This window comes from Geobacter sp. 60473, assembly GCF_036323535.1.
Classification (GTDB): Bacteria; Desulfobacterota; Desulfuromonadia; order Geobacterales; family Geobacteraceae; genus Geobacter; species Geobacter sulfurreducens.
Genome location: NZ_AP028967.1, coordinates 2523068 through 2543687 on the forward strand (window position 1 = coordinate 2523068; position 20620 = coordinate 2543687).

Genomic DNA, 20620 nt, shown 5'->3' on the forward strand with positions numbered 1-20620 from the left:
GATACCTGACCCATGCATGCCATCGACACCGAAAACCTGACCAAACGCTTTGGCGAGCTCACCGCCGTGGACGGCCTCACCCTCACCATCGCCCCGGGCGAACTTTTCGGCCTCGTGGGCTCCGACGGGGCCGGGAAAACCACCACCATGCGGATGCTCTGCGGCATCATGGACCCGACCGAAGGCCGGGCACGGGTGCTTGGCCGGGACACGGTGCGCGAGGCCGAGGCAATCAAGGCCGAAATCGGTTACATGAGCCAGCGGTTCGGCCTCTACCCCGACCTCACGGTACTGGAGAACATCCACTTCTATGCCGACATCTACGGCATCCCCCGCCGGGGACGCGACGCAACAATCGACCGGCTGCTCGCCTTCAGCAACCTGGCCCCCTTCCGGCGCCGCCAGGCGGGCAACCTCTCCGGCGGCATGAAGCAGAAGCTGGGGCTCGCCTGCGCCCTGATCCACACCCCCCGGGTCCTCTTCCTCGACGAGCCCACCAACGGCGTCGACCCGGTTTCCCGCCGGGATTTCTGGCGCATCCTCTACCAGCTCCTGCGGGAGGGGGTGACCATCTTCGTGACCACTGCCTACCTGGACGAGGCGGAGCGCTGCAACCGGGTGGGCCTGATCCACCAGGGTCGGCTTTTGGCCTGTGACGCCCCTGACCGGCTCAAGGGGCTGATGCGGGGAACGATCCTCGAAGTGCGCACCGATGCCGCCCGCCAGGCGGCGCGCATCCTTCGCTCCGGACTCGACGGGACCACGTCCGTGGGGCTCTTCGGCGACCGGGTCCACGTGGTGACCGAGGCGCCGGATCGGACCCGCTCCGCCGTCGAGGCGCTCATGGCCCGGGAAGGGCTTCCTCTCAGGGGTCTGCGCCCCATCGAACCGAGCCTGGAGGACGTCTTCGTGTCGGTCCTCTCCGCCCGGGACGGTGCGACATGACCGCGCCCGAATTCGCCGTCACCCTGCGGGACCTGGAGCGCCGCTTCGGCGACTTCATCGCCGTGAACCGGATATCCCTCGATGTGCGGCGGGGGGAGATCTTCGGGTTCCTGGGCCCCAACGGGGCCGGCAAGTCGACCACCATCCGGATGCTCTGCGGCATCCTGCCGCCGAGCTCGGGCAGCGGCACCGTGGCCGGGTTCGACATCGTCCATCAGGCCGAGGAGATCAAAAAAAACATCGGCTACATGAGCCAGAAGTTTTCCCTCTACGAGGACCTGACCGTGGAGGAGAACATCGACTTTTACGCCGGCATCTACAGAATTCCGGACGAGCGGCGGCAGGAACGGAAGGAGTGGGTGATCGGCATGGCAGGGCTCGCCGAGCACCGCCGCAGCCGCACCGCCATCCTCTCCGGCGGCTGGAAGCAGCGCCTGTCGCTGGGTTGCGCCATCCTCCACGAGCCACCCATCGTCTTTCTCGACGAACCCACCTCCGGCGTCGACCCCATCAGCCGCCGCGCGTTCTGGGACCTGATCTACCGCTTGGCCGGCGCCGGGGTCACGGTCTTCGTCACCACCCACTACATGGATGAGGCCGAGTACTGCGACCGCCTCGCCCTCATCTACCGGGGAGAGCTCATCGCCCTCGGCACGCCGGAAGAGTTGAAGACCGAGCGGATGGCTGAGGAAATCGTGGAGGTGTCCTGCGACCGCCCCCAGGAACTGATGGAAGAGATCGAGGCGATTCCCGGGGTAAAGCACGCCGCCCTCTTCGGCCGGGGGCTCCATGTGGTGACGGCAGACGCCGCGGCAACGGTCCCGGCCATCGCAGGGGTTCTCGCGGCCCGGAGAATCACCGCCGACCGCATCGAAAAAATCATTCCTTCGCTGGAAGACGTTTTCGTGTCCCTCATTGAAGCGCGCGATCGGGAACAAGGCGCCCTGCGGGAGTTCAGCCGATGAAGCTGCAGCGGATTACAGCGGTGGCCCGGAAGGAGTTCATTCACGTCTTCCGGGACATCCGGAGCCTCATCATGGGAATCGCCATCCCGATGATGCTTCTCTTTCTCTTCGGCTACGCCCTGACCCTTGATGTGGACAACGTGCCTCTCGTGGTCTGGGATCAGAGCGCCACGCCCGCCAGCCGCGACCTGGTGAGCCGGTTCAGCGGTTCGCGCTATTTCTCGCTCAAGGGATACGCCGGTGACTACCGGGAGATCGAACGGGCCATCGACCAGCGCGACGCCCTCATGGCGCTCGTCATCCCCCGCGACTTTGCCAGGGATCTCCAGGCGGGCCGCCAGGTCCGGGTCCAGGCCATCGTCGACGGAAGCGATTCCAACACCGCCACCACCGCCCTGGGCTATACCGAGTTCATCGTCGGCACGTACAGCCGGCCCCTCATCATCGCCCAGATCCGGCGCTCGGCCGATAAGCCGCCCCGCCCGCCACTGGCCCCGGAACCGCGGATCTGGTTCAATGCCGACCTGGTGTCCCGCAACGCCATCGTTCCCGGCCTCATCGCCGTCATCATGATGGTCATCGCCGCGCTCCTCACCTCCCTCACCGTGGCGCGGGAATGGGAGACCGGCACCATGGAGCAGCTCATCTCCACCCCCCTCACCGGAGCGGAGTTGATCGTCGGCAAGCTGGTCCCCTACTTCTGCATCGGACTCTTCGACCTCGTGGTGGCGCTCCTGGCAGGACGCTTCATCTTCCAGGTCCCCATGCGGGGAGACCGGCCGCTGCTCCTGGCAACGTCCATCCTCTTCCTCCTGGTGGCCCTGGCCCTCGGCGTCTTCATCAGCATCGTCGGCAAAAGCCAGTTCGCGGCCAGCCAATTCGCCATGGTCGCAACGCTGCTCCCCGCCTTCCTCCTGTCGGGCTTCGTCTTTCCCATCGCCAACATGCCCATCCCCCTTCAGGCAATCACCCACGCCATCCCGGCCCGCTATTTCGTCACCATCCTGCGGGGGATCTATCTGAAGGGGATCGGGATCAGGGTACTGGCCGGCGACATCCTCTTCCTGACCGTGTTCGGGACGCTCATTTTCACCCTGGCTGTACGGAAGTTCCGCAAAAAAATGGGCTAGCCATGTTCGATCGCTTGAAAACCATGCTCATAAAAGAGGCAATCCAGATCCTGCGGGACCCGAAGATGCGATTCATCATCCTCGTTATCCCGGCGATCCAGATCACCCTCTTCGGCTACGCGGTCAACACCGACGTCAAGCACATCGCCACGGCGGTCTATGATCTGGACAACAGTGCCCTGAGCCGCGACCTCGTTGCCCGCCTGGAACGCTCCGGCTACTTCGACATCGTGCAGCGGGTGCAACGGGGGGATGAACTGCGCAATCTGCTGGATCGGGGAAAAATACGGGCCGCGGTGCAGATAAATCGGGGATTCGAAGAGGCCATCCGCGCCGGGCGAACCGCAAAGCTCCCGATTATCGTCGACGGCACTGACCCGAGCACCGCCAGGATCGTCGTAAGCTATTCGGTAACCATTGCCGAACGGTTCAGCGATCAGATACTGACCGACTATTCCCTGCGAAAGGGTGGCAGGACCATGGGAGCCAAGGGCATCGCGCTGGAAAGCCGCGCCTGGTTCAACGCCAACCTGGAGAGCCGCAACTACTATGTGCCGGGGGTCATCGCCTCCATGGTCCTGATCACCACCATGATGCTCTCCAGCATGGCCGTGGTGCGCGAAAAGGAGATCGGCACCATGGAGCAGATCATCGTCACGCCGATACAGCGGTGGGAATTCGTTGTGGGCAAGCTGGTTCCATTCGCCATCGTGGGCTACATCAACGTCACCATCGTGACCTGCATCGCGCTCTTCTGGTTTAAAATCCCTCTCAGGGGCAGCATTCTGCTGCTCATCGGCTCAACCGCCCTGTTCCTGATGAGCACCCTCGGATTCGGGCTGCTCATATCAACCATCAGCCGGACCCAGCAGCAGGCCATGATGAGTTCGTTCATGTTCACGTTCCCGGCCATGCTTTTGTCGGGCTTCGCCTTTCCCATCGAGAACATGCCGACGAGCATCCAGTATGCCACCTACCTGAACCCGCTCCGCTACTACCTGATCATCGTCCGGGGCATCTTCCTCAAGGGGATCGGCCTCGGCATCCTGTGGCCGCAGCTTGCGGCGCTGGCACTGCTGGGCTCGGTCGTGCTCCTTTTTGCGGTTGGCCGATTCAGAAAAACAGTGGGGTAACCCTTCCTCTGCCGAACGAAAAAGCGCCCCGGATTGCTCCGGGGCGCTCAGCTGAATGCAAAGGCACTACTCGCTGTCAGGACTTTTTCGATTTTCCGCTCTTGGTCTTGGCCCGCTTTTTCACCTCTTCCGCGAGTTCCTCAACCTCCTCGGATCCTTCTGCGTAAAACGTTTCCTCATCAGGGGCCAGGTGATAGAGCAGTTTCAGGAACTCGCCGGCATGAACCCGCTCCTCATCGGCGATATCCTTGAGAACGGCAATGGCGAGTTCGTCGTCCGTGGACTCGGCCAACTGCATGTAGAGTTGGATCGCCTCGTACTCGGCTGCGACCATGAAGCGGATTGCCCGTACGAGCTCCGCGTGGGTCAGTTTGCGTCCATTGGCCAGCCCGGCAAAAGGATTTCCGAAGTCAGGCATGTGATACCTCCCTTTCCATGGTTTCATCGCGTTCCCGCGGAATACGTCCGGCATTCATTGTCGAAGGCGGCGGACTGACCGCTGCCACCAGGTGACGCATCGCCACCCGGCCGCCAATCATCCGTTCACCGCGCCGGGGTCCCGGCAGGTTTCATACTTGACGGCTCCGCCACCGGCGCGGCTTGCGGAATCTGCAAGTTTCACCCCGCGTCTCACCATCTCGTCCGTCGACTCCGGCGCCGCCTCGTACGTTACCGCACCGACACCAAAGCGCAACTGCCACTGCCGGTCACGCTGCACCGCCGCAAGGAGGCCAAGCATCTTCTGAACCACAACCTTTGTCGGATCATGAGTAGCCTCGGGCAGCAGCGCCGCCAGGGTGAACTCGTCAAGCCGGGCGAACAGATCGGTTTCCCGAAGCTGCGGCCTGATGGCTACAGCTGCCGCAGGCATGATATCCCGCAAAGAGCCTGGCCCGACCGCCTGTTCGTCATTAGGCGGGCTGAATCTGATAACGATGAATGTAAAAGGTCGGCCGTACCGTTTCGACCTGCTGATTTCGCTCCGGGCAAGCTCTTCGAAGCAGGTGCGCGTGGCAAGACCGGTCAGCAGATCGGTCCGCGCCGTTGCCGCCATGAACCGGCGGGATTTTTTGACCGTATCTACCAGAAAAACGATTGCGAGCAGCAGTCCGAATTGCCACAGAAGCGTCCACAGCGTGGGGCCGGGCTTCAACTCTTCACCCATGAACACGCCGTTTGCCAGCCCCCAGACGATTCCGCCGGCGCAGGCGGCCGCAAAGCCGGCCGTGCGCGTACCATACCATGTCACGAGAGCCACGGGGATGGCATAGAACGGCTCAAATCCCGGGCCGTCAGCCAAGTGGTCGACCAAGCCGAAAAGAATGAGGAGCACGTAGCCAAGCGCCACCAGCACTTGACGCGACTGCCGTTCTACGAACTCCGTCAATTCCGTCATGCGATCACCCGTCTCCGCGGCTGCCCCCCGGAGTCTCCTTGGGCGCCCCTGGTTATTCTGACTGTCCCGGCCGGATATTCTTACCAGAAATCAGGACGTTCATCAACAACTTGCTTGTACGTGCCGTTATTTACACAGAGCTATTCCCGCACATGTGGCAGGGCTAATAATCGCCCGACGTTCGTAGGCATCCGTATCAAACTTTCTCCGGCAGCCGTCGCGGCTCATGAAGCGAATCGAGCCAAAGACGGGTCTCTCGGCCCAGGGACGATCATGGACACCGCCGATGCTCCAGGCAATGCCTGCGTATCCGTTGGGGTCCCTGCCGTCGAGCTGATAGCGGTCGTTGAGTTGAATGGCAATCATGAGGGCATCTTCGGGCGAAGCGGTCCACTCGAGCAGCTTCTTTGCCCAGTACATTCTCAGGTAGCCGTGCATCCTGCCCCACCGCACCATTTCCAGTTGTGCGGCATTCCAGAGAGAATCGTGGGTCTTTCCCTGTTCCAGCACGTCATGGTCATAGCACCAGGGACGAGGATCGTGCCGATGACGGTCAAGGGTTCTTTGCGCCCACTCGGGAAAACCGTCGAAGCGGTCGTAGGCATCGTTGTAACAGCAAAAATTGTCGGCAAGCTCACGACGCACGATCAGCTCCTCAAGAAATGCGTCACGCGACTCCGTCGACACGGCAGCAGCAAACGCCGCCTCCGCGACCCGCTGGGCGGAAAGCTGGCCGAAATGGAGCCAGGGGGATAAACCCGACTGCCCCATCACTGCTGGATTATTGCGCCGGGTTGCGTAGCCCGCTAGACCGTCTTCAAGGAATCTGACCAAAGCGGCCTGCGCTGCCCCCTCTCCCGGCGTGAGCCAACTGACTTCAGGCACCGATTCGTCCAAGGCCATCCCGTTAACGGTCTCGCGCCACTCAACGTCTGAAGGCAGCGCTCCCTGCCACGGAAATGGGTGGCGCAGCAGATGCGGAAACGGCTCCATGAACTCGGGCAGCAGCCGGTGCAGCTTGGGGCGTATTGTGTATGCCCCCCACTCCTGACGCTGCGATGCGATCCAGCAAGGGACGATATTATGGGCATCCACCTCGTCGAACGGGATTGATATCTCCCCTGCCACCTGCCGTTTCCACTCGCGCTTGACACGAAGCGGATCAAAATCGGTAACCAGATACGAGACCCTGTGCCGCCTCGTGAAGGCCGCGACCTCCTCCTTGGGATCACCGGTCACGAGAAAGAAGGGGATATCAAGCCGACTCAGCGCGGCCCGAACCTGCTCCAGCCCTTTGAGCATGAACCGATACTGGCGCGCGGTCGCGCCGAGAAAACGGGGGGCAAGACAGAAGAGCACCCCCAGCGGTGCGCTACGAGCCAGTGCGAGTTCCTGAGCGTGGATCAACGCCCAGTTGTCGGCAACGCGCTGGTCCCTGCTCATCCAATATATCACCGGGCCGCCCGTGGCCTCAGCCCCTTTAAGCAGGGAACGAATCCGTCCGCTGTTCATGGTCCTCCCAGTGGCTGCCGAAGTTCAGGAACATTATTGTATCGCTCCCCCGAGACGATGCAAACACCTTTCCGTGAAGCATATCGCTCCACAGCTAAAGTCCTGTCACCCGACGCCGATGAGATATCAGAGAGGACACGCACAGGACATATCAGACACACCCGGCGACTATCGGTGGAGTTCATCTCCAGGAGGCGGCGTCGGAAAGGAAGGTACATGTGGATATCAGCAGCGTAACATCCGGCATTTCCGTCGCGCGAGCAGCAGAATCATCCGTACTTGTCGCGGATAAGGTTTTGGAGTCTCAGAAACTGGAGGGTCGCGCCGCCGTCTCGCTCATCAGTGGGGCGGGCGCTGTGGCAGGCAGCTTGGGCGAACGTATCGACGTGTACGTGTAACGAGTCGGGTCGGCGCAAAAAAAAGAGGCACGGTTTCCCGTGCCTCTCTGATGCATGCTCAAGTGTCGTGCCGGCTTAGTCGGCCTTGGCTTCGCACTCCTCAGCCGGATCCTTGACCTCGGAGATTTCGACTTCAGGCTCCTGGGGCTGCGCAGCGGCAGCCTCAGGCGTTTCCTCAACTGCAGGCTTGGCGGCAACAGCTTGCGCAGGCGCAGCCGGCTTGCTCTTCTTCACCTTCTTCTCGAACTCTTCTTCAACGAGTTCTATTACGGAAAGAGGTGCGCAATCACCTGGCCGGATGCCCAGCTTGATGATACGGGTATAGCCTCCGTCGCGCTCTTTATATCGAGGCGCGATAGTGGAGAAAAGCTTTGTGACGACCTTCTTGTCGCGAATATATGAGGCTGCCTGACGCACCGCGTGGAGATCACCCCTTTTGCCGAGGGTGATCATCTTCTCGGCTATGGAGCGCAGCTCCTTTGCCTTGGCATCAGTCGTAGTGATCCGCTCGTGGGCAAAGAGCGAGGTCACCATGTTCCTGAACATGGCGATACGGTGACTCGTCGTTCTTCCCAGCCTTCTTCCCGCCTTATTGTGACGCATGACCTATGTTCCTTTCTTCCGGCAACCGTACGAATTATTCTTCATCCTTGCGCTCGCCGCGCAGCCTGCGCATGACTTCCGGATCGGGGAACCCTTCCAGTTTCATACCAAGCGTAAGGCCCATTTCAGCGAGTATGTCCTTGATCTCATTCAGTGACTTGCGGCCGAAGTTCTGTGTTTTGAGCATTTCGGCCTCAGTCCGGGACACAAGCTCGCCAATGAGCTTAATGCCTGCATTCTTGAGGCAGTTAGCAGAGCGCACGGAAAGCTCGAGTTCGTCGACCGAACGATAGAGGTTCTCGTTGATGGGGCTTTCCCCTTCGCCAACTTCAGACTCGCCGCTCGGTTCGGCTTCCTCGTCAAAGTTAATGAAAATGCTCAGTTGCTCCTTGAGGATCTTGGCTGCAAAGGCAACCGCGTCTTCCGGAATCACACTGCCGTTGGTCCACACCTCAAGCGTCAGCTTGTCATAATCGGTCATCTGACCGACGCGGGCGTTGGAAACCGTAAAGTTAACCTTGCGGATCGGTGAAAACAGGGCATCGATCGGAATGGTGCCAACGGGAGCCTTCTCATCGCGATTCCGGTCTGCAGGCACGTAACCCTTGCCAACCCTCACCACCATCTCCATTTCAAGATTTGCATCCTTGGAGCATGTGGCGATGTGGTGTTCAGGGTTCAGGATCTCGACTTGTGGGTCGGTAATGATATCGCCAGCCGTGATGATGCCGTCGCCCTTATGTATAATCCGGATGGTCTTGGGCTCAGTGCCATACATTTTGAGGCTTACGCCCTTGAGATTGAGAATGATATTGGTAACATCCTCGGTTACGCCGGGGATGGAAGAAAATTCGTGAAGCACCCCCTTGATCCTTACAGAGGTAATTCCTGCACCTTGGAGCGAAGAAAGCAATACCCTGCGGAGTGAGTTGCCGAGAGTCGTGCCGAATCCGCGCTCAAACGGTTCTGCATAAAATTTTCCATATTTATTGGTAAGCGTCTCGCTTTCAACCTGAAGCTTCTTCGGACTGATCAGGTCGCGCCAGTTTCTATACATGTATATCCTCCCTGTGACGGGTTATGCGAACATTACTTCGAATAGAGCTCGACGATCAGTTGCTCCTGGATCGGCATCGTAATGTCTTCGCGCACGGGAAGAGTTTTTACGACACCTTTGTAAGCGTCCTTCTCAAGCTCAAGCCACTGGGGAATGCCCCTGCGCACAACCGCATCAAGAGACTCGCTGATACACGCTATCTTCCGGCTTTTTTCCTTGAGTTCAACAACATCGCCGGCCCGGAGCTGGATCGAAGGAATATTTGCCTTCTTGCCGTTCAGCGTGAAGTGATTATGCCGAACGAGAATTCTGGCCTCGGTGCGGGAAGCGGCGAAACCAAGCCGGTACACCACATTGTCCAACCGGCGCTCAAGCAGCGAGAGCAGATTCTCACCGGTCACTCCCTTGAGACGGTCAGCCTCCTGGAAGTAGCTCCGGAATTGCTTCTCGAGGATGCCGTAGATCCTCCTCACTTTCTGCTTTTCGCGCAGCTGAACGCCGTAGTTGGAGACCTTCGGCCGTCCCTGCCCATGCTGCCCCGGCGGATAATTACGCCGCTTGATGGCACACTTATCGGTATAGCACCGCTCACCCTTCAGAAACAGCTCCATGTTCTCCCTTCTGCACAGCCGGCAGGAAGGACCTGTATATCTAGCCAACTCTGACCTCCTTATTCGTGTCTATAAATGAGAAATGTTAGACTCTTCTGCGCTTGGGAGGACGGCAGCCGTTATGAGGAATCGGCGTCACGTCCCGTATGAAATTGACGTGGAAGCCGGCAGCCTGGAGTGCGCGAAGGGCCGACTCGCGACCGGAACCCGGTCCCTTTACGAAAACCTCCACGCTCCGCATGCCATGCTCCTGAGCCTTGCGTGCACACTCCTCAGCCGCGATCTGAGCGGCGAAGGGAGTGCTCTTGCGCGACCCCTTGAAGCCCTTGGAGCCGGCTGAAGACCATGCCACGACGTTCCCCACGGGATCGGTGATGGTTATGATCGTATTGTTAAACGTTGCCTGGATATGTGCAACGCCGTTGGGGATATTCTTCTTTTCCTTTTTTTTCCTAACGACTTTTTTAGAAGGGCTAGCCATTATTCCTCCAGAATGCTTGTTCTATTTCTTCTTGCCTGCAACAGTTCTGGCAGGCCCTTTGCGCGTACGGGCATTGGTCTTGGTCCGTTGGCCACGCACCGGAAGCCCTTTCCGATGGCGCAAGCCGCGATAGCACCCAAGATCCATGAGACGCTTAATATCCATGGACACATCGCGACGGAGGTCACCCTCCACCTTGAGGTTCTTGTCGATGTAGTCCCTGATCTTGGCGACCTCTGACTCGGCAAGATTGTCGGTCCGCGTGTCTGCGCTAACGCCGGTCTCGGCCAGAATCCGCTGAGCGGTCGTGCGCCCGATTCCGAAAATGTACGTGAGCGCTATCTCAATGCGCTTATTCCTCGGTAGGTCAATGCCTGCAATGCGTGCCAATGCCAGCTCCTCCTCTTAGTCTCTTAACCCTGTCTTTGGGAATGCTTCGGGGTTTCACAAATAACGCGCACAATGCCCTTGCGCTTAACGATTTTGCACTTGTCGCAAATCTTTTTTACGGATGCCCTGACTTTCATAGACATTTCCTTTCACATGCTTCGCTGGTGCTATAACGTACTCAGTATTTCCGGACCATTCTCCGTAATTGCCACAGTGTGCTCAAAGTGAGCCGACATGCCCTTGTCACAGGTAACTGCGGTCCATCCATCACTGAGAATTTTAACTTGATGACCCTTCTCGTTGATCATCGGCTCGATGGCCAGCACCATCCCGGCCTTGAGCTTGACGCCGCGCCCCGGTTCTCCGAAGTTGGGCACCTGGGGGCTTTCGTGAAGATTTTTACCAATGCCGTGCCCGACGAATTCGCGCACAACAGAATAGCCTCGTCCCTCAACAAAGCTTTGCACTGCGTGCGATATATCCGAAAGCCGGTTGCCGACTACTGATGCCTCAACAGCCCGACAGAGCGACTCTTCGGTTACGGCAAGGAGATCAAGCACACCGGGCTTTACCCTTCCAACGGGAACGGTAACGGCTGCATCGCCATAAAACCCGTCAACAACAACACCAAAATCGAGGCTGATTATGTCACCCTCGACCAACTCCCGGCTATTCGGCATACCATGAACAACCTGTTCGTTAACCGAACAACAGAGCGAATAGGGAAAACCGTTATAACCCTTGAATGCTGGTCGTGCCTTGCGCTTCTTCGCCTCAAGCTCGGCCAGCTCGTTGAGCTCCAGAGTGGTTACGCCCGGCCTAATGCAAGCCTTGAGAACCTCAAGAACTTCAGCGACTATCCTGGCGGACACCCGCATCTTTTCAATTTCACGAGGTGACTTGAGTATGATCACCCGTTACAACTCTCGACAAGCTTCACAATCTGACGCTGTACATCTTCGATCGGCTCCAGAGCATTCACTCTCCGCAGGAGCCTCTCACCCTCATAATATGATTTCAGGGGCGCTGTCTGCTCATCATAAACTTCAAGCCTGCGCCGCATGGTGTCTTCACGGTCGTCGTCTCGCTGATAGAGCTCTCCGCCACACGCATCACAGACACCGTCAACGAGGGGTGGATCAAACTTGACATGAAAAGCCCGCCCACATGTGCGACACACCCTGCGCCCGACGATACGCCCCAGAAGCACCCCCTTGTCGACTTCAAACGAAACGACGTGCTCTATCTGCTTACCTAACGCCCCGAGCACCTGCTTGAGCGCATCGGCCTGAGCAACGGTACGGGGAAATCCGTCAAGAATAAAGCCGGATGCACAGTCGGGCGAAGCCAGCCGCTCCTCTACAATACCGACAACGACACTGTCAGGGACAAGTGCGCCCTGATCCATGTACTCTTTTGCCTTGACCCCCATAGGGGTTTTTGACTTGACGGCCGCGCGAAGTATTTCGCCGGTTGAAATCTGCGGCACTTCATACGCACGAGTTAACAGGTTTGCCTGCGTCCCCTTACCAGCACCAGGCGGACCGAGAAACACCAGATTCATGCAGCACACTCCACGCCAGTATTACCGCCTGCCCCGCACCCGCACACCCTTCATAAAGCCCTCATAGCTTCGGGTGATAAGATGTGATTCAATCTGCGCCGCCGTGTCCATGCCAACACCCACGGCAATGAGGAGAGCAGTGCCTCCGAAGTAGAACGGCAAATTGAACTTGCCGACAAGTACAGACGGGAGAACGCATACAGCCGAGATATACAAGGCCCCGGCAAAGGTAAGCTTTGTCAGCACCCGATCAAGATAATCGGACGTTTCCTTACCCGGACGAATCCCGGGAATGTATCCACCGTGCTTTTTAACGTTCTCGGCGACATCAACGGGGTTAAACGAAACAGCCGTATAGAAATAACAGAAGAAGATAATAAAGGCAACATAAAAGATTTCGTAGGCCAAGTTGCCGGGAGTCAGACTTTTGGCAACCGTCTGCACCCACGGCACATTTATAAAGTTCGCGACCGTAGCCGGGAACATAATGATGGACGATGCAAAGATCGGCGGGATAACACCGGCCATATTCACCTTGAGCGGCAAGTGCGAGGTCTGGCCTCCATAGGTCTTCAACCCGACAACCCGTTTCGCGTAGTGTATCGGCAACCGTCGCTGCCCGCGCTCAACGTACACGATTGCGGCAATCACTAGAAACATAAGTGCCACAACGAGAAGGATCACGAACAGTGACAGCTGACCAGTCTTGATCAGGCGACCAGTATTGAGAAGAGCCGTCGGTATCCTGGCAACGATTCCAGCAAAGATGATCAGAGAGATTCCGTTGCCGATCCCCTTCTCGGACATCTGTTCACCGAGCCACATGATAAAAGCCGTACCGGCGGTAAGCGTGATCACTGTCATCAGCCTGAACCCCCATCCGGGATTAGGAACGACAAGTTCACCTGCCGGGCCACGCATGCTCTCCAGACCTATGCTGATGCCGAGTGCCTGAACCACACTGAGCACTATCGTACCGTAGCGTGTGTACTGTATGATCTTTTTCCTGCCAGACTCCCCTTCCTTGGACAACTTTTCAATGGAAGGCACAACCACCGTCAACAACTGGAAAATGATGGACGATGAAATATAGGGCATGATGCCCAGAGCAAAGACGGTCAGTTTCTCCAGCGCCCCACCCGAAAACATGTCGAAAAGCCCGAGGAGTGTACCACGGGCTTGAGCGAAGAAATGCGCAAGTGCGTTGCTGTCGATGCCCGGGGTCGGGATATGACAACCAACCCGGTAAACTGCCAGCATTCCCAGCGAAAAAAGCACTCGTCTCTTCAGTTCAGGTATTCGGAAGATGTTCTGGAATGCATCGATCAAAGTGAAATCTCCTCGGCAGTACCACCCGCCGCTGCGATTTTTTCTTTAGCCTTTGCGCTGAACTTATGCGCCTTGACGGTAAGCGCCTTGGTCAGATCGCCATCAGCGAGGACCTTCAGACCGTCCTTGACTCCCCCAATCAGTCCAGCATTGAGAAGCGCTGCAACGTCAATACAGCTTCCAGCCTCAAAAACTTCCAGCTGACCGACATTAACAAGAGCGTATTCCTTGCGGGTCAATGGAGTAAAGCCGCGCTTCGGCAGACGACGCTGCATAGGCATCTGTCCGCCTTCAAAACCGGGCTTGACGCTGCCGCCGCTACGGGCCTTCTGGCCCTTGTGCCCCTTGGTAGCAGTCTTACCGTGACCCGAGCCCGGTCCACGTCCGATCCGCTTTCTATCTTTGACTGCCCCAACCGCAGGCCTGAGTTCGTTGAGTTCCATTCATACACCTCTGGAGAGATTACTCTGCTACCTTCACCATGTGGGAGATCTTCTGGACCATACCCACGATTTCAGGAGTGTTCTTGAGTACAACCGTCTTGTTGACCTTGGTGAGACCGAGGCCGTTAAGTACGGCGCGTTGCTTGCTGGTCGCCCCGATATGGCTCCGGACGAGTGTAATTTTAAGTTCAGCCGACATGCGTTCCCCCGTTAACTCACACTATTCCGTCACGCCCCTGCGCGCCATGATCTCTTCAGGGCTCCGCAGCTGGGTCAGACCGTTGAAAGCAGCCTTGACCACGTTGTGAGGGTTGTTAGATCCAAGGCACTTGGACAGCACGTTATGCAGACCAGCAGCCTCGAAGACGGCTCTGGCAGCGCCACCTGCTATCACACCGGTACCGGCAGAAGCCGGCTTGATAAGCACCCGACCAGCGCCAAAGTGACCAAGCACATCATACGGTATGGTATGGCCTTCTACAATCGGGACTTTGATCAGGTTCTTCTTTGCCTGTTCCACCCCTTTGCGAATGGCTTCGGGCACCTCGTTCGCCTTGCCGAGTCCGTAACCGACACAGCCGTTACCGTCACCGACGACAACCAGGGCTGAAAAACTGAACCGCCTACCGCCTTTCACAACCTTGGCTACACGGCTGATATGGACAACCTTGTCCGTAAGATTCAAATCATTGGGGTTGATCTTGTACAAGTTGATGCCTCCTTGTTCCCGATTAGAAGGTCAGGCCGTTTTCACGGGCCGAATCCGCCAAGGCCTTGATTCGTCCGTGATATAAGAAACCGTTTCTATCAAACACGACGGTCGCAATGTTCTTTTCGAGAGCGCGCTTCGCAATCAGGGCGCCAACCCGTTTTGCAGCCTCGACATTACCGCAGTGATTCAGGCTTTCTGAAGCCTCTTTCTGCACCGTTGATGCAGAGACGAGCGTGGTTCCGGTTGTGTCGTCAATGATCTGAGCGTAGATATGCTGTGCGCTCTTGAATACATTAAGACGCGGACGCTCGGTCGTGCCGCGGATTTTCTTTCTCACCCTCGTCTTACGCTTGAGGTGGGCCACTTTTTTCTGAGCAAGAGGACTCAATTCTCTTCTCCTTAACGACTATTTTTTACCTGTTTTGCCGGCTTTTCTCAAAATCTTCTCGTCAGCGTACTTGATCCCTTTCCCTTTGTAGGGCTCAGGACCGCGGAACGAGCGAATCTTTGCCGCTGTCTGACCAACGAGTTCCTTGTCTATGCCCTTCACGACAAGCTTGGTCATCTTATCGACCTCGACGATGATTCCCGCCGGAAGCGCATAGTTGATCGGGTGGGAGTACCCAAGACTGAGGTTGAGCACATCGCCCTTCGCTTCAGCCCGGTAGCCAACCCCGTTGATCTCAAGGGCACGCTCGAAGCCTTTCGTTACCCCGACAACCATATTGTTCACGAGTGTACGGGTGAGACCATGTGCAGACCGTGCTTTGAGGCCGTCATCCGCACGCTTGACCTCAATGCTTGAAGGGGTGATCTCAAGGGACACTCCATCCATCACCTGCCGCGACAGTTTTCCCTTGGGCCCTTCGATCGTCAGGACGGAATCACTGAATGCGACCTTGACCCCGCTTGGTATTTCAATAGGACGTTTGCCAATCCTGGACATGACGTTATGACTCCTTGATCCCTTATAATTACCACACCGTGCAGAGAACTTCTCCGCCAACTCCGGCTTCCCGGGCTGACTTGTCGGTGATCAGTCCCTTGGAGGTCGACAAGATCGCTACACCCATACCGTTTTTTACGCTCGGGATCTTATCGCTCCCGACATAGACACGACTCCCGGGCTTGCTGACCCGCTTGATTTCGTTGATCACGGGGTCCTTTTCGTCAATATACTTCAGGTAGACGCGCAAAACGCCCTGGCGGCTGTCAGCTATAACTTTGTAGTTCTTGATGAAGCCTTCAGCCTTGAGAACATTGGCAAGGTTCACCTTGAGGTTCGACGAGGGGATGTCGACCTTCTGCAGTCGCGCCATATTGGCGTTGCGTATCCTCGTCAGCATATCGGCAATGGGGTCTGTCATCGACATGGAACGTACTCCTCTTTATATTTACCGTTTAACTGGTTACCAGCTTGACTTGATCACGCCGGGAATCTGTCCGGCCGAGGCAAGCTTACGCAGGCAGATCCGGCACATATCGAACTTGCGATAATAGGCCCGTGGTCTCCCGCACAGAGGACAGCGATTATACTCGCGAACCTTGAATTTGCTGCCCCTTTGAGCCTTTATGATCATTGATGTCTTTGCCACTGGTAGTCCTCCACAGATGTTAGTGCCTGAACGGCATGCCGAGATGCTTGAGAAGAGCCCTGCTCTCCTCATCAGTCTTTGCCGACGTTACAATGGTTATGTTCAGACCCTTGATCTTGTCGATTTTGTCGTAGTTGATCTCGGGGAAAATAAGCTGTTCTTTAACACCAAGCGAGTAGTTGCCCCGGCCATCGAACCCCTTGGCAGAAACTCCCTTGAAGTCACGAACGCGAGGAAGCGCCACGTTGATGAGTCTATCAAGGAACTCGTACATCTTCTCGCGGCGCAGGGTAACCATGCATCCGATCGGCATCCCCTGACGAAGCTTGAAGCCGGCGATCGACTTCTTTGCCTTGGTGATCACAGCCTTTTGTCCGGCTATTGCGGCAAGCTCCTCGACAGCCGAGTCAAGAATCTTGACGTTCTGGATCGCTTCACCAAGACCCATGTTGACAACGATTTTTTCGATCTTCGGTACCTGCATGACATTCGAATAACCGAAGTCTTTTGTCAGCTGACCGACGATCTCTTTATGATAAAGCTCTTTAAGCCTTGCCATCTTCCCCTCCAATCCTATTTATCAAAGGCTTCGCCACACTTGACGCAGACGCGAACCTTCTTGCCGTCTTCGAGGATGGCCTTCTTTGCCCTCACCGGCTTTTCGCACTTACCACAGAAAAGCATTACGTTGGACACATGGAGGGGGGCCTCTTTTTCGACGATGCCGCCAGGCTCATTACCACGTGCACGCGTGTGGCGCTTGACGATATTTAGTCCTTCCACAAGCACTCCATCTCTCTTCGGAAGAATCCGGAGAACCGTGCCGGTCTTGCTCTTGTCCTTGCCTGTTACGACAGAGACGGTATCGCCCTTTTTAATATGAAACTTTTTATCGAGCATTGAACTTTCTCCACGGAGATGATTTACAGAACCTCTGGGGCCAGAGAAATAATCTTCATGAACTTCTGGGCCCTGAGTTCCCTGGCGACCGGCCCGAAAATACGGGTGCCAACGGGCTCACGCTGGTTGTTGATAACAACACCAGAGTTATCGTCAAATCGGATATAGGAACCGTCCGGACGCCCGATTTCCTTTGCTGTGCGGACAATTACAACCTTGACCACATCGCCCTTTTTGACTTTTGCGTTAGGAACAGCTTCCCTGACAGAACAAACAACGATGTCGCCAACCCCGGCATACTTGCGCTTCGATCCGCCGAGCACTTTTATGCAGAAAAGTTTTTTGGCCCCCGAGTTGTCCGCCACATCGAGTACAGTTTGCATCTGAATCATGTGAACACTCCTGCTATTCGACCCTGTCGATAATCTGACGAACTTTCCAGCGCTTGTCCTTGCTCAGGGGGCGCGTTTCCACAATCAGCACCCTGTCTCCTGTTTTGCAGCTATTATCAGTATCGTGTGCCTTATATTTAACACTACGCTTAATGTACTTATTATAGACGGGATGTTTCACAAGATGCGAGACTCTGACAACAACTGTCTTGTCCATCTTGTCACTGACAACAACCCCAACCTGGGTCTTTCTGTTCCCGCGCTGACTCATAGCTTCCTCTCTTTAGCCTCTTTTCTCACTAAGGATGGTCTTGATCCGGGCGATGTCTTTCTTGACGGAGGATATTTTCGCCGTATTCTCCAGCCGCCCGGTATGAAGCTGAAAACGAAGGTTGAACAACTCTTGCGAGAGTTCTGCAGCTTTAGCCGTCAACTCTTCCATAGATTTATTTTTCAATTCATTAGCTTTCATGGCCATCCTTCCTGGAGATAAATTTCGTTCCAACAGGAAGCTTATGGGCGGCAAGACGGAAAGCCTCGCGTGCGATCTCTTCGGTTACCCCTTCCATCTCGTACAGAACCTTGCCTGGTTTCACCACGCAAACCCAGGAGTCAGGGGATCCCTTGCCTTTGCCCATACGAGTTTCAGCAGGCTTAGACGTGAGGGGCTTGTCCGGGAAGAGCCGAATCCAGATTTTTCCTCCCCGTTTAATGTAACGGGTCATAGCGATACGGGCGGCCTCAATCTGGCGTGAATCAACCCAGCCACATTCCGTAGCCTGCAGGCCGAACTCCCCGAACGCGAGGGAAGCACCGCGCTGCGCATCTCCCTTCATGCGCCCTTTCATCTGCTTTCTATGCTTAACTCTTTTGGGCATCAACATTGCTAAAAGCTCCTGTTTCTATTTTTGACCGGGGAGAACTTCGCCCTTAAAGATAAGAACCTTGACACCGATAATGCCGTAGGTCGTCCTCGCTTCCGCAAAGCCGTAGTCAATATCCGCTCTCAGCGTATGAAGCGGCACCCTGCCTTCACGGTACCATTCCGTCCGCGACATCTCAGCACCGCCAAGACGTCCCGAGCAGGTTATCCTGATACCTTTGGCGCCGAACTTGAGGGAGGACGTAACACTCTTCTTCATCGCGCGGCGGAATGCGACACGACGTTCAAGCTGAAGGGCAACATTCTCCGCCACGAGCTGCGCATCAAGCTCAGGCTTCCTGACTTCCTGAATATTGAGGTAGATCTCTTTGTCAGTGAGCTTGGCAAGCTCCTTCTTCAAGGTTTCCACCTCAGCACCCTTCTTGCCAATGATTAGGCCGGGTCGGGCGGTATAGATGTTGATCTTGGCCTTATTTGCGGCCCGCTCAATCTCTATCTTGGAAACACCTGAATTGTAGAGACGCTTTTTAAGGAAGTTACGAAGCTTGAGATCCTCGTGCAGAAGCTTCGAGTAATCGGCCTCCGCGTACCACCGCGAATCCCACGTCCGTATAACACCAAGCCTGAATCCAACAGGATTTACTTTCTGACCCAAGACACCACCTCCAGTCGTTATTACTTGTCTGCCAGAACCACCGTGATGTGGCTGGTCGGTTTTCTGATCTTGCTTGCCCTGCCCATTGCCCGCGGCACAAAGCGCTTAAGCACCGGCCCACCATCCACGGAAATGCTCTTTACGTAGAGGCGGTCAACATCAGACGCGCCTTTCTGCTCAGCATTGGCAACAGCTGACCGAAGAAGCTTGGATACGAGTTTCGCAGACGCCTGCGGCGAAAAACGCAGAATAGTGAGTGCGTCCTGTATTCCCTTGCCCCTGACCATGTCTACAACAAGACGTGTCTTGCGAGGTGAAAGGCGGGCAAATGTCAATTTTGCGCTGGCTTCCATCTGTGAATGCTCCTTTTAAGAATTACTTCTTCTTGAGCTTGCTCTTCTTGTCGGCCGCATGACCGTGAAAGGTCCGCGTCGGGGCGAATTCGCCAAGCTTGTGTCCCACCATGTTTTCAGTGACGAACACGGGAATGAACTTCTTCCCGTTGTGCACGGCAAAGGTCAATCCGATGAAATCAGGGGTAACGGTAGAACGCCTAGACCATGTTTTAATGACCTTTTTGGAGCCAGCACTCTCTGCGGCAACCTTTTTGGCAACATGATCATCTACAAAAGGACCTTTTTTTATCGAACGAGCCATGGTGTCAATCCTTTAGACTAATGTTTGTTATTTCGAACGTTTCTTAACGATGAAACGGGTTGAGGTCTTGTTCTTGCGGGTCTTGTAGCCCTTGGTCGGAATACCCCACGGAGTTACGGGGTGACGACCACCGGAGGTACGACCCTCACCACCACCATGGGGGTGATCGACCGGGTTCATGGCAACACCGCGAACCTTCGGTCTGCGCCCGAGCCACCGAGAACGACCAGCCTTGCCGATAGACACATTCTCGTGATCGATATTGCCGACCTGGCCGATGGTAGCCATGCAATCAAGTAGTACCATCCTCACTTCGCCGGACGGAAGCTTCACCTGAGCATACTTGCCTTCTTTGGCCATGAGCTGGGCAAAGGTACCGGCACTGCGGGCAAGCTGTCCGCCCTTCCCGATTTTCAGCTCGATGTTATGGATGATTGTACCCAGCGGGATTGCGCGCAGAGGAAGCGCGTTTCCCGGCTTGATATCAGCACTCGAACTGGCCACGATGCTGTCACCCACCTTGAGATCAAGCGGAGCAAGTATATAGCGCTTTTCGCCGTCCGCATAGTGGAGCAGAGCAATCCGCGCACTTCTGTTGGGATCGTATTCGATGCTCGCAACTTTTGCCGGAATTTCCACTTTGTTCCTGCGGAAATCAATTATGCGGTACTTTTTCTTGTGTCCTCCACCAATATGACGGGCAGTAATTCTGCCGAAACTATTACGGCCGCCGGTCTTCTTTATGGTGACAATGAGAGACTTTTCGGGAGTTGATGTTGTAATCTCATCAAACGCAGAGCACGTCTGGTGCCTGCGGCCCGCGGAAGTAGGTTTATATGTCTTGATCGCCATGGTATGTCACTCCACTG

Annotated in this window: 33 protein-coding genes; 4 read left to right on the forward strand and 29 right to left on the reverse strand. The window is 56.3% G+C overall.

Annotated elements, in window-relative coordinates; translation table 11 throughout:
- Positions 1-12 precede the first annotated feature (12 nt).
- Genes AABA48_RS11425 through AABA48_RS11440 form a run of 4 tightly spaced genes read left to right on the forward strand, consistent with a single transcriptional unit; the run spans position 13 to position 4173 of the window.
- Complete coding sequence (locus AABA48_RS11425) at positions 13-945, forward strand: ABC transporter ATP-binding protein (protein WP_286350566.1); 933 nt, start codon at positions 13-15, stop codon at positions 943-945.
- Positions 942-1910, forward strand: a complete 969-nt coding sequence (locus AABA48_RS11430; protein ID WP_286350567.1) for an ABC transporter ATP-binding protein — start codon at positions 942-944, stop codon at positions 1908-1910. The genes AABA48_RS11425 and AABA48_RS11430 overlap by 4 nt, the downstream gene beginning before the upstream one ends.
- Positions 1907-3040: an ABC transporter permease gene (locus tag AABA48_RS11435; RefSeq protein WP_286350568.1), complete on the forward strand. Its 1134-nt coding sequence runs from the start codon at positions 1907-1909 to the stop codon at positions 3038-3040. The genes AABA48_RS11430 and AABA48_RS11435 overlap by 4 nt, the downstream gene beginning before the upstream one ends.
- A gap of 2 nt (positions 3041-3042) precedes the next feature.
- Positions 3043-4173 carry an ABC transporter permease gene (locus AABA48_RS11440; protein WP_338270364.1) on the forward strand — a complete coding sequence of 377 codons (1131 nt, stop codon included), beginning with the start codon at positions 3043-3045 and terminating at the stop codon, positions 4171-4173.
- 76 nt (positions 4174-4249) lie between these two features.
- Here AABA48_RS11440 and AABA48_RS11445 read toward each other — a convergent pair whose 3' ends face one another.
- From AABA48_RS11445 to rplB, 29 genes are all read right to left on the reverse strand, one after another.
- Positions 4250-4591, reverse strand: a complete 342-nt coding sequence (locus tag AABA48_RS11445) for a ferritin family protein (RefSeq protein ID WP_338270366.1) — start codon at positions 4589-4591, stop codon at positions 4250-4252.
- Between the two features lie 117 nt (positions 4592-4708).
- A complete protein-coding gene (locus AABA48_RS11450) occupies positions 4709-5569 on the reverse strand; it encodes a GGDEF domain-containing protein (RefSeq protein WP_286350571.1) in 861 nt (286 codons plus the stop codon).
- Positions 5570-5695: 126 nt separating this feature from the next.
- Entirely contained in the window at positions 5696-7081 is a 1386-nt protein-coding gene (locus AABA48_RS11455) for a deoxyribodipyrimidine photo-lyase (protein ID WP_338270369.1), read from the reverse strand.
- A gap of 473 nt (positions 7082-7554) precedes the next feature.
- Complete coding sequence (gene rplQ / locus AABA48_RS11460) at positions 7555-8082, reverse strand: 50S ribosomal protein L17 (protein ID WP_286350573.1); 528 nt, start codon at positions 8080-8082, stop codon at positions 7555-7557.
- 34 nt (positions 8083-8116) lie between these two features.
- On the reverse strand, positions 8117-9139 hold the full coding sequence (locus tag AABA48_RS11465) for a DNA-directed RNA polymerase subunit alpha (protein WP_286350574.1): 1023 nt from the start codon (positions 9137-9139) through the stop codon (positions 8117-8119).
- A gap of 32 nt (positions 9140-9171) precedes the next feature.
- Positions 9172-9798, reverse strand: a complete 627-nt coding sequence (gene rpsD / locus AABA48_RS11470) for a 30S ribosomal protein S4 (protein WP_286350575.1) — start codon at positions 9796-9798, stop codon at positions 9172-9174.
- 37 nt (positions 9799-9835) lie between these two features.
- A complete protein-coding gene (gene rpsK, locus AABA48_RS11475) occupies positions 9836-10231 on the reverse strand; it encodes a 30S ribosomal protein S11 (protein WP_010943461.1) in 396 nt (131 codons plus the stop codon).
- A gap of 21 nt (positions 10232-10252) precedes the next feature.
- Complete coding sequence (rpsM, locus tag AABA48_RS11480) at positions 10253-10621, reverse strand: 30S ribosomal protein S13 (RefSeq protein WP_010943462.1); 369 nt, start codon at positions 10619-10621, stop codon at positions 10253-10255.
- A gap of 23 nt (positions 10622-10644) precedes the next feature.
- Positions 10645-10758 carry a 50S ribosomal protein L36 gene (rpmJ, locus tag AABA48_RS11485; RefSeq protein ID WP_324311950.1) on the reverse strand — a complete coding sequence of 38 codons (114 nt, stop codon included), beginning with the start codon at positions 10756-10758 and terminating at the stop codon, positions 10645-10647.
- 30 nt (positions 10759-10788) lie between these two features.
- Positions 10789-11535, reverse strand: a complete 747-nt coding sequence (map, locus tag AABA48_RS11490) for a type I methionyl aminopeptidase (protein WP_286350576.1) — start codon at positions 11533-11535, stop codon at positions 10789-10791.
- Positions 11532-12185, reverse strand: coding sequence for an adenylate kinase (locus AABA48_RS11495; protein WP_324311952.1), 654 nt, complete (start codon positions 12183-12185; stop codon positions 11532-11534). The genes map and AABA48_RS11495 overlap by 4 nt, the downstream gene beginning before the upstream one ends.
- A gap of 21 nt (positions 12186-12206) precedes the next feature.
- Positions 12207-13514, reverse strand: a complete 1308-nt coding sequence (gene secY / locus AABA48_RS11500) for a preprotein translocase subunit SecY (RefSeq protein WP_286350578.1) — start codon at positions 13512-13514, stop codon at positions 12207-12209.
- Positions 13511-13957, reverse strand: a complete 447-nt coding sequence (rplO, locus tag AABA48_RS11505; protein ID WP_324311955.1) for a 50S ribosomal protein L15 — start codon at positions 13955-13957, stop codon at positions 13511-13513. The genes secY and rplO overlap by 4 nt, the downstream gene beginning before the upstream one ends.
- 19 nt (positions 13958-13976) lie before the next feature.
- A complete protein-coding gene (gene rpmD, locus AABA48_RS11510; RefSeq protein ID WP_286350580.1) occupies positions 13977-14156 on the reverse strand; it encodes a 50S ribosomal protein L30 in 180 nt (59 codons plus the stop codon).
- A gap of 21 nt (positions 14157-14177) precedes the next feature.
- Positions 14178-14666 carry a 30S ribosomal protein S5 gene (rpsE, locus tag AABA48_RS11515; RefSeq protein ID WP_286350581.1) on the reverse strand — a complete coding sequence of 163 codons (489 nt, stop codon included), beginning with the start codon at positions 14664-14666 and terminating at the stop codon, positions 14178-14180.
- A gap of 22 nt (positions 14667-14688) precedes the next feature.
- Complete coding sequence (gene rplR / locus AABA48_RS11520) at positions 14689-15057, reverse strand: 50S ribosomal protein L18 (protein ID WP_010943470.1); 369 nt, start codon at positions 15055-15057, stop codon at positions 14689-14691.
- A gap of 18 nt (positions 15058-15075) precedes the next feature.
- Positions 15076-15615 carry a 50S ribosomal protein L6 gene (gene rplF, locus AABA48_RS11525; protein ID WP_286350582.1) on the reverse strand — a complete coding sequence of 180 codons (540 nt, stop codon included), beginning with the start codon at positions 15613-15615 and terminating at the stop codon, positions 15076-15078.
- A gap of 28 nt (positions 15616-15643) precedes the next feature.
- Positions 15644-16042, reverse strand: coding sequence for a 30S ribosomal protein S8 (rpsH, locus tag AABA48_RS11530; protein WP_010943472.1), 399 nt, complete (start codon positions 16040-16042; stop codon positions 15644-15646).
- Between the two features lie 36 nt (positions 16043-16078).
- Complete coding sequence (locus AABA48_RS11535; protein ID WP_010943473.1) at positions 16079-16264, reverse strand: type Z 30S ribosomal protein S14; 186 nt, start codon at positions 16262-16264, stop codon at positions 16079-16081.
- Positions 16265-16283: 19 nt separating this feature from the next.
- Positions 16284-16823 carry a 50S ribosomal protein L5 gene (gene rplE / locus AABA48_RS11540; protein WP_286350583.1) on the reverse strand — a complete coding sequence of 180 codons (540 nt, stop codon included), beginning with the start codon at positions 16821-16823 and terminating at the stop codon, positions 16284-16286.
- A gap of 14 nt (positions 16824-16837) precedes the next feature.
- The gene (gene rplX / locus AABA48_RS11545) at positions 16838-17164 is read right to left on the reverse strand and encodes a 50S ribosomal protein L24 (protein ID WP_286350584.1); all 327 of its coding nucleotides are present in this window, start codon (positions 17162-17164) and stop codon (positions 16838-16840) included.
- A 23-nt stretch (positions 17165-17187) separates the two neighbouring features.
- Positions 17188-17556, reverse strand: a complete 369-nt coding sequence (rplN, locus tag AABA48_RS11550) for a 50S ribosomal protein L14 (RefSeq protein WP_010943476.1) — start codon at positions 17554-17556, stop codon at positions 17188-17190.
- A 13-nt stretch (positions 17557-17569) separates the two neighbouring features.
- Positions 17570-17827, reverse strand: a complete 258-nt coding sequence (rpsQ, locus tag AABA48_RS11555) for a 30S ribosomal protein S17 (RefSeq protein WP_010943477.1) — start codon at positions 17825-17827, stop codon at positions 17570-17572.
- 12 nt (positions 17828-17839) lie between these two features.
- On the reverse strand, positions 17840-18028 hold the full coding sequence (rpmC, locus tag AABA48_RS11560; protein ID WP_286350585.1) for a 50S ribosomal protein L29: 189 nt from the start codon (positions 18026-18028) through the stop codon (positions 17840-17842).
- The gene (gene rplP / locus AABA48_RS11565) at positions 18018-18440 is read right to left on the reverse strand and encodes a 50S ribosomal protein L16 (protein WP_010943479.1); all 423 of its coding nucleotides are present in this window, start codon (positions 18438-18440) and stop codon (positions 18018-18020) included. The genes rpmC and rplP overlap by 11 nt, the downstream gene beginning before the upstream one ends.
- An 18-nt stretch (positions 18441-18458) precedes the next feature.
- A complete protein-coding gene (gene rpsC / locus AABA48_RS11570; RefSeq protein ID WP_286350586.1) occupies positions 18459-19094 on the reverse strand; it encodes a 30S ribosomal protein S3 in 636 nt (211 codons plus the stop codon).
- Between the two features lie 20 nt (positions 19095-19114).
- Entirely contained in the window at positions 19115-19447 is a 333-nt protein-coding gene (gene rplV / locus AABA48_RS11575) for a 50S ribosomal protein L22 (RefSeq protein WP_039646491.1), read from the reverse strand.
- A gap of 22 nt (positions 19448-19469) precedes the next feature.
- Positions 19470-19751 (reverse strand): 30S ribosomal protein S19, encoded by a 282-nt coding sequence (gene rpsS, locus AABA48_RS11580; protein WP_286350587.1) that lies wholly within the window; start codon positions 19749-19751, stop codon positions 19470-19472.
- A 27-nt stretch (positions 19752-19778) separates the two neighbouring features.
- Positions 19779-20603 carry a 50S ribosomal protein L2 gene (gene rplB, locus AABA48_RS11585; RefSeq protein WP_286350588.1) on the reverse strand — a complete coding sequence of 275 codons (825 nt, stop codon included), beginning with the start codon at positions 20601-20603 and terminating at the stop codon, positions 19779-19781.
- Positions 20604-20620 lie beyond the last annotated feature (17 nt).

Excerpts from the sequence above, each read along its gene's own strand:
- AABA48_RS11425 (WP_286350566.1), top strand. The coding sequence starts at position 13 with ATGCATGCCATCGACACCGAAAACCTGACCAAACGCTTTGGCGAGCTC.
- AABA48_RS11430 (WP_286350567.1), top strand. The coding sequence starts at position 942 with ATGACCGCGCCCGAATTCGCCGTCACCCTGCGGGACCTGGAGCGCCGC.
- AABA48_RS11435 (WP_286350568.1), top strand. The coding sequence starts at position 1,907 with ATGAAGCTGCAGCGGATTACAGCGGTGGCCCGGAAGGAGTTCATTCAC.
- AABA48_RS11440 (WP_338270364.1), top strand. The coding sequence starts at position 3,043 with ATGTTCGATCGCTTGAAAACCATGCTCATAAAAGAGGCAATCCAGATC.
- AABA48_RS11445 (WP_338270366.1), bottom strand. The coding sequence starts at position 4,591 with ATGCCTGACTTCGGAAATCCTTTTGCCGGGCTGGCCAATGGACGCAAA.
- AABA48_RS11450 (WP_286350571.1), bottom strand. The coding sequence starts at position 5,569 with ATGACGGAATTGACGGAGTTCGTAGAACGGCAGTCGCGTCAAGTGCTG.
- AABA48_RS11455 (WP_338270369.1), bottom strand. The coding sequence starts at position 7,081 with ATGAACAGCGGACGGATTCGTTCCCTGCTTAAAGGGGCTGAGGCCACG.
- rplQ (WP_286350573.1), bottom strand. The coding sequence starts at position 8,082 with ATGCGTCACAATAAGGCGGGAAGAAGGCTGGGAAGAACGACGAGTCAC.
- AABA48_RS11465 (WP_286350574.1), bottom strand. The coding sequence starts at position 9,139 with ATGTATAGAAACTGGCGCGACCTGATCAGTCCGAAGAAGCTTCAGGTT.
- rpsK (WP_010943461.1), bottom strand. The coding sequence starts at position 10,231 with ATGGCTAGCCCTTCTAAAAAAGTCGTTAGGAAAAAAAAGGAAAAGAAG.
- rpmJ (WP_324311950.1), bottom strand. The coding sequence starts at position 10,758 with ATGAAAGTCAGGGCATCCGTAAAAAAGATTTGCGACAAGTGCAAAATC.
- AABA48_RS11495 (WP_324311952.1), bottom strand. The coding sequence starts at position 12,185 with ATGAATCTGGTGTTTCTCGGTCCGCCTGGTGCTGGTAAGGGGACGCAG.
- rplO (WP_324311955.1), bottom strand. The coding sequence starts at position 13,957 with ATGGAACTCAACGAACTCAGGCCTGCGGTTGGGGCAGTCAAAGATAGA.
- rpmD (WP_286350580.1), bottom strand. The coding sequence starts at position 14,156 with ATGTCGGCTGAACTTAAAATTACACTCGTCCGGAGCCATATCGGGGCG.
- rplF (WP_286350582.1), bottom strand. The coding sequence starts at position 15,615 with ATGTCCAGGATTGGCAAACGTCCTATTGAAATACCAAGCGGGGTCAAG.
- rpsH (WP_010943472.1), bottom strand. The coding sequence starts at position 16,042 with ATGTCGATGACAGACCCCATTGCCGATATGCTGACGAGGATACGCAAC.
- rplE (WP_286350583.1), bottom strand. The coding sequence starts at position 16,823 with ATGGCAAGGCTTAAAGAGCTTTATCATAAAGAGATCGTCGGTCAGCTG.
- rplX (WP_286350584.1), bottom strand. The coding sequence starts at position 17,164 with ATGCTCGATAAAAAGTTTCATATTAAAAAGGGCGATACCGTCTCTGTC.
- rplN (WP_010943476.1), bottom strand. The coding sequence starts at position 17,556 with ATGATTCAGATGCAAACTGTACTCGATGTGGCGGACAACTCGGGGGCC.
- rpsQ (WP_010943477.1), bottom strand. The coding sequence starts at position 17,827 with ATGAGTCAGCGCGGGAACAGAAAGACCCAGGTTGGGGTTGTTGTCAGT.
- rpmC (WP_286350585.1), bottom strand. The coding sequence starts at position 18,028 with ATGAAAGCTAATGAATTGAAAAATAAATCTATGGAAGAGTTGACGGCT.
- rplP (WP_010943479.1), bottom strand. The coding sequence starts at position 18,440 with ATGTTGATGCCCAAAAGAGTTAAGCATAGAAAGCAGATGAAAGGGCGC.
- rplV (WP_039646491.1), bottom strand. The coding sequence starts at position 19,447 with ATGGAAGCCAGCGCAAAATTGACATTTGCCCGCCTTTCACCTCGCAAG.
- rpsS (WP_286350587.1), bottom strand. The coding sequence starts at position 19,751 with ATGGCTCGTTCGATAAAAAAAGGTCCTTTTGTAGATGATCATGTTGCC.
- rplB (WP_286350588.1), bottom strand. The coding sequence starts at position 20,603 with ATGGCGATCAAGACATATAAACCTACTTCCGCGGGCCGCAGGCACCAG.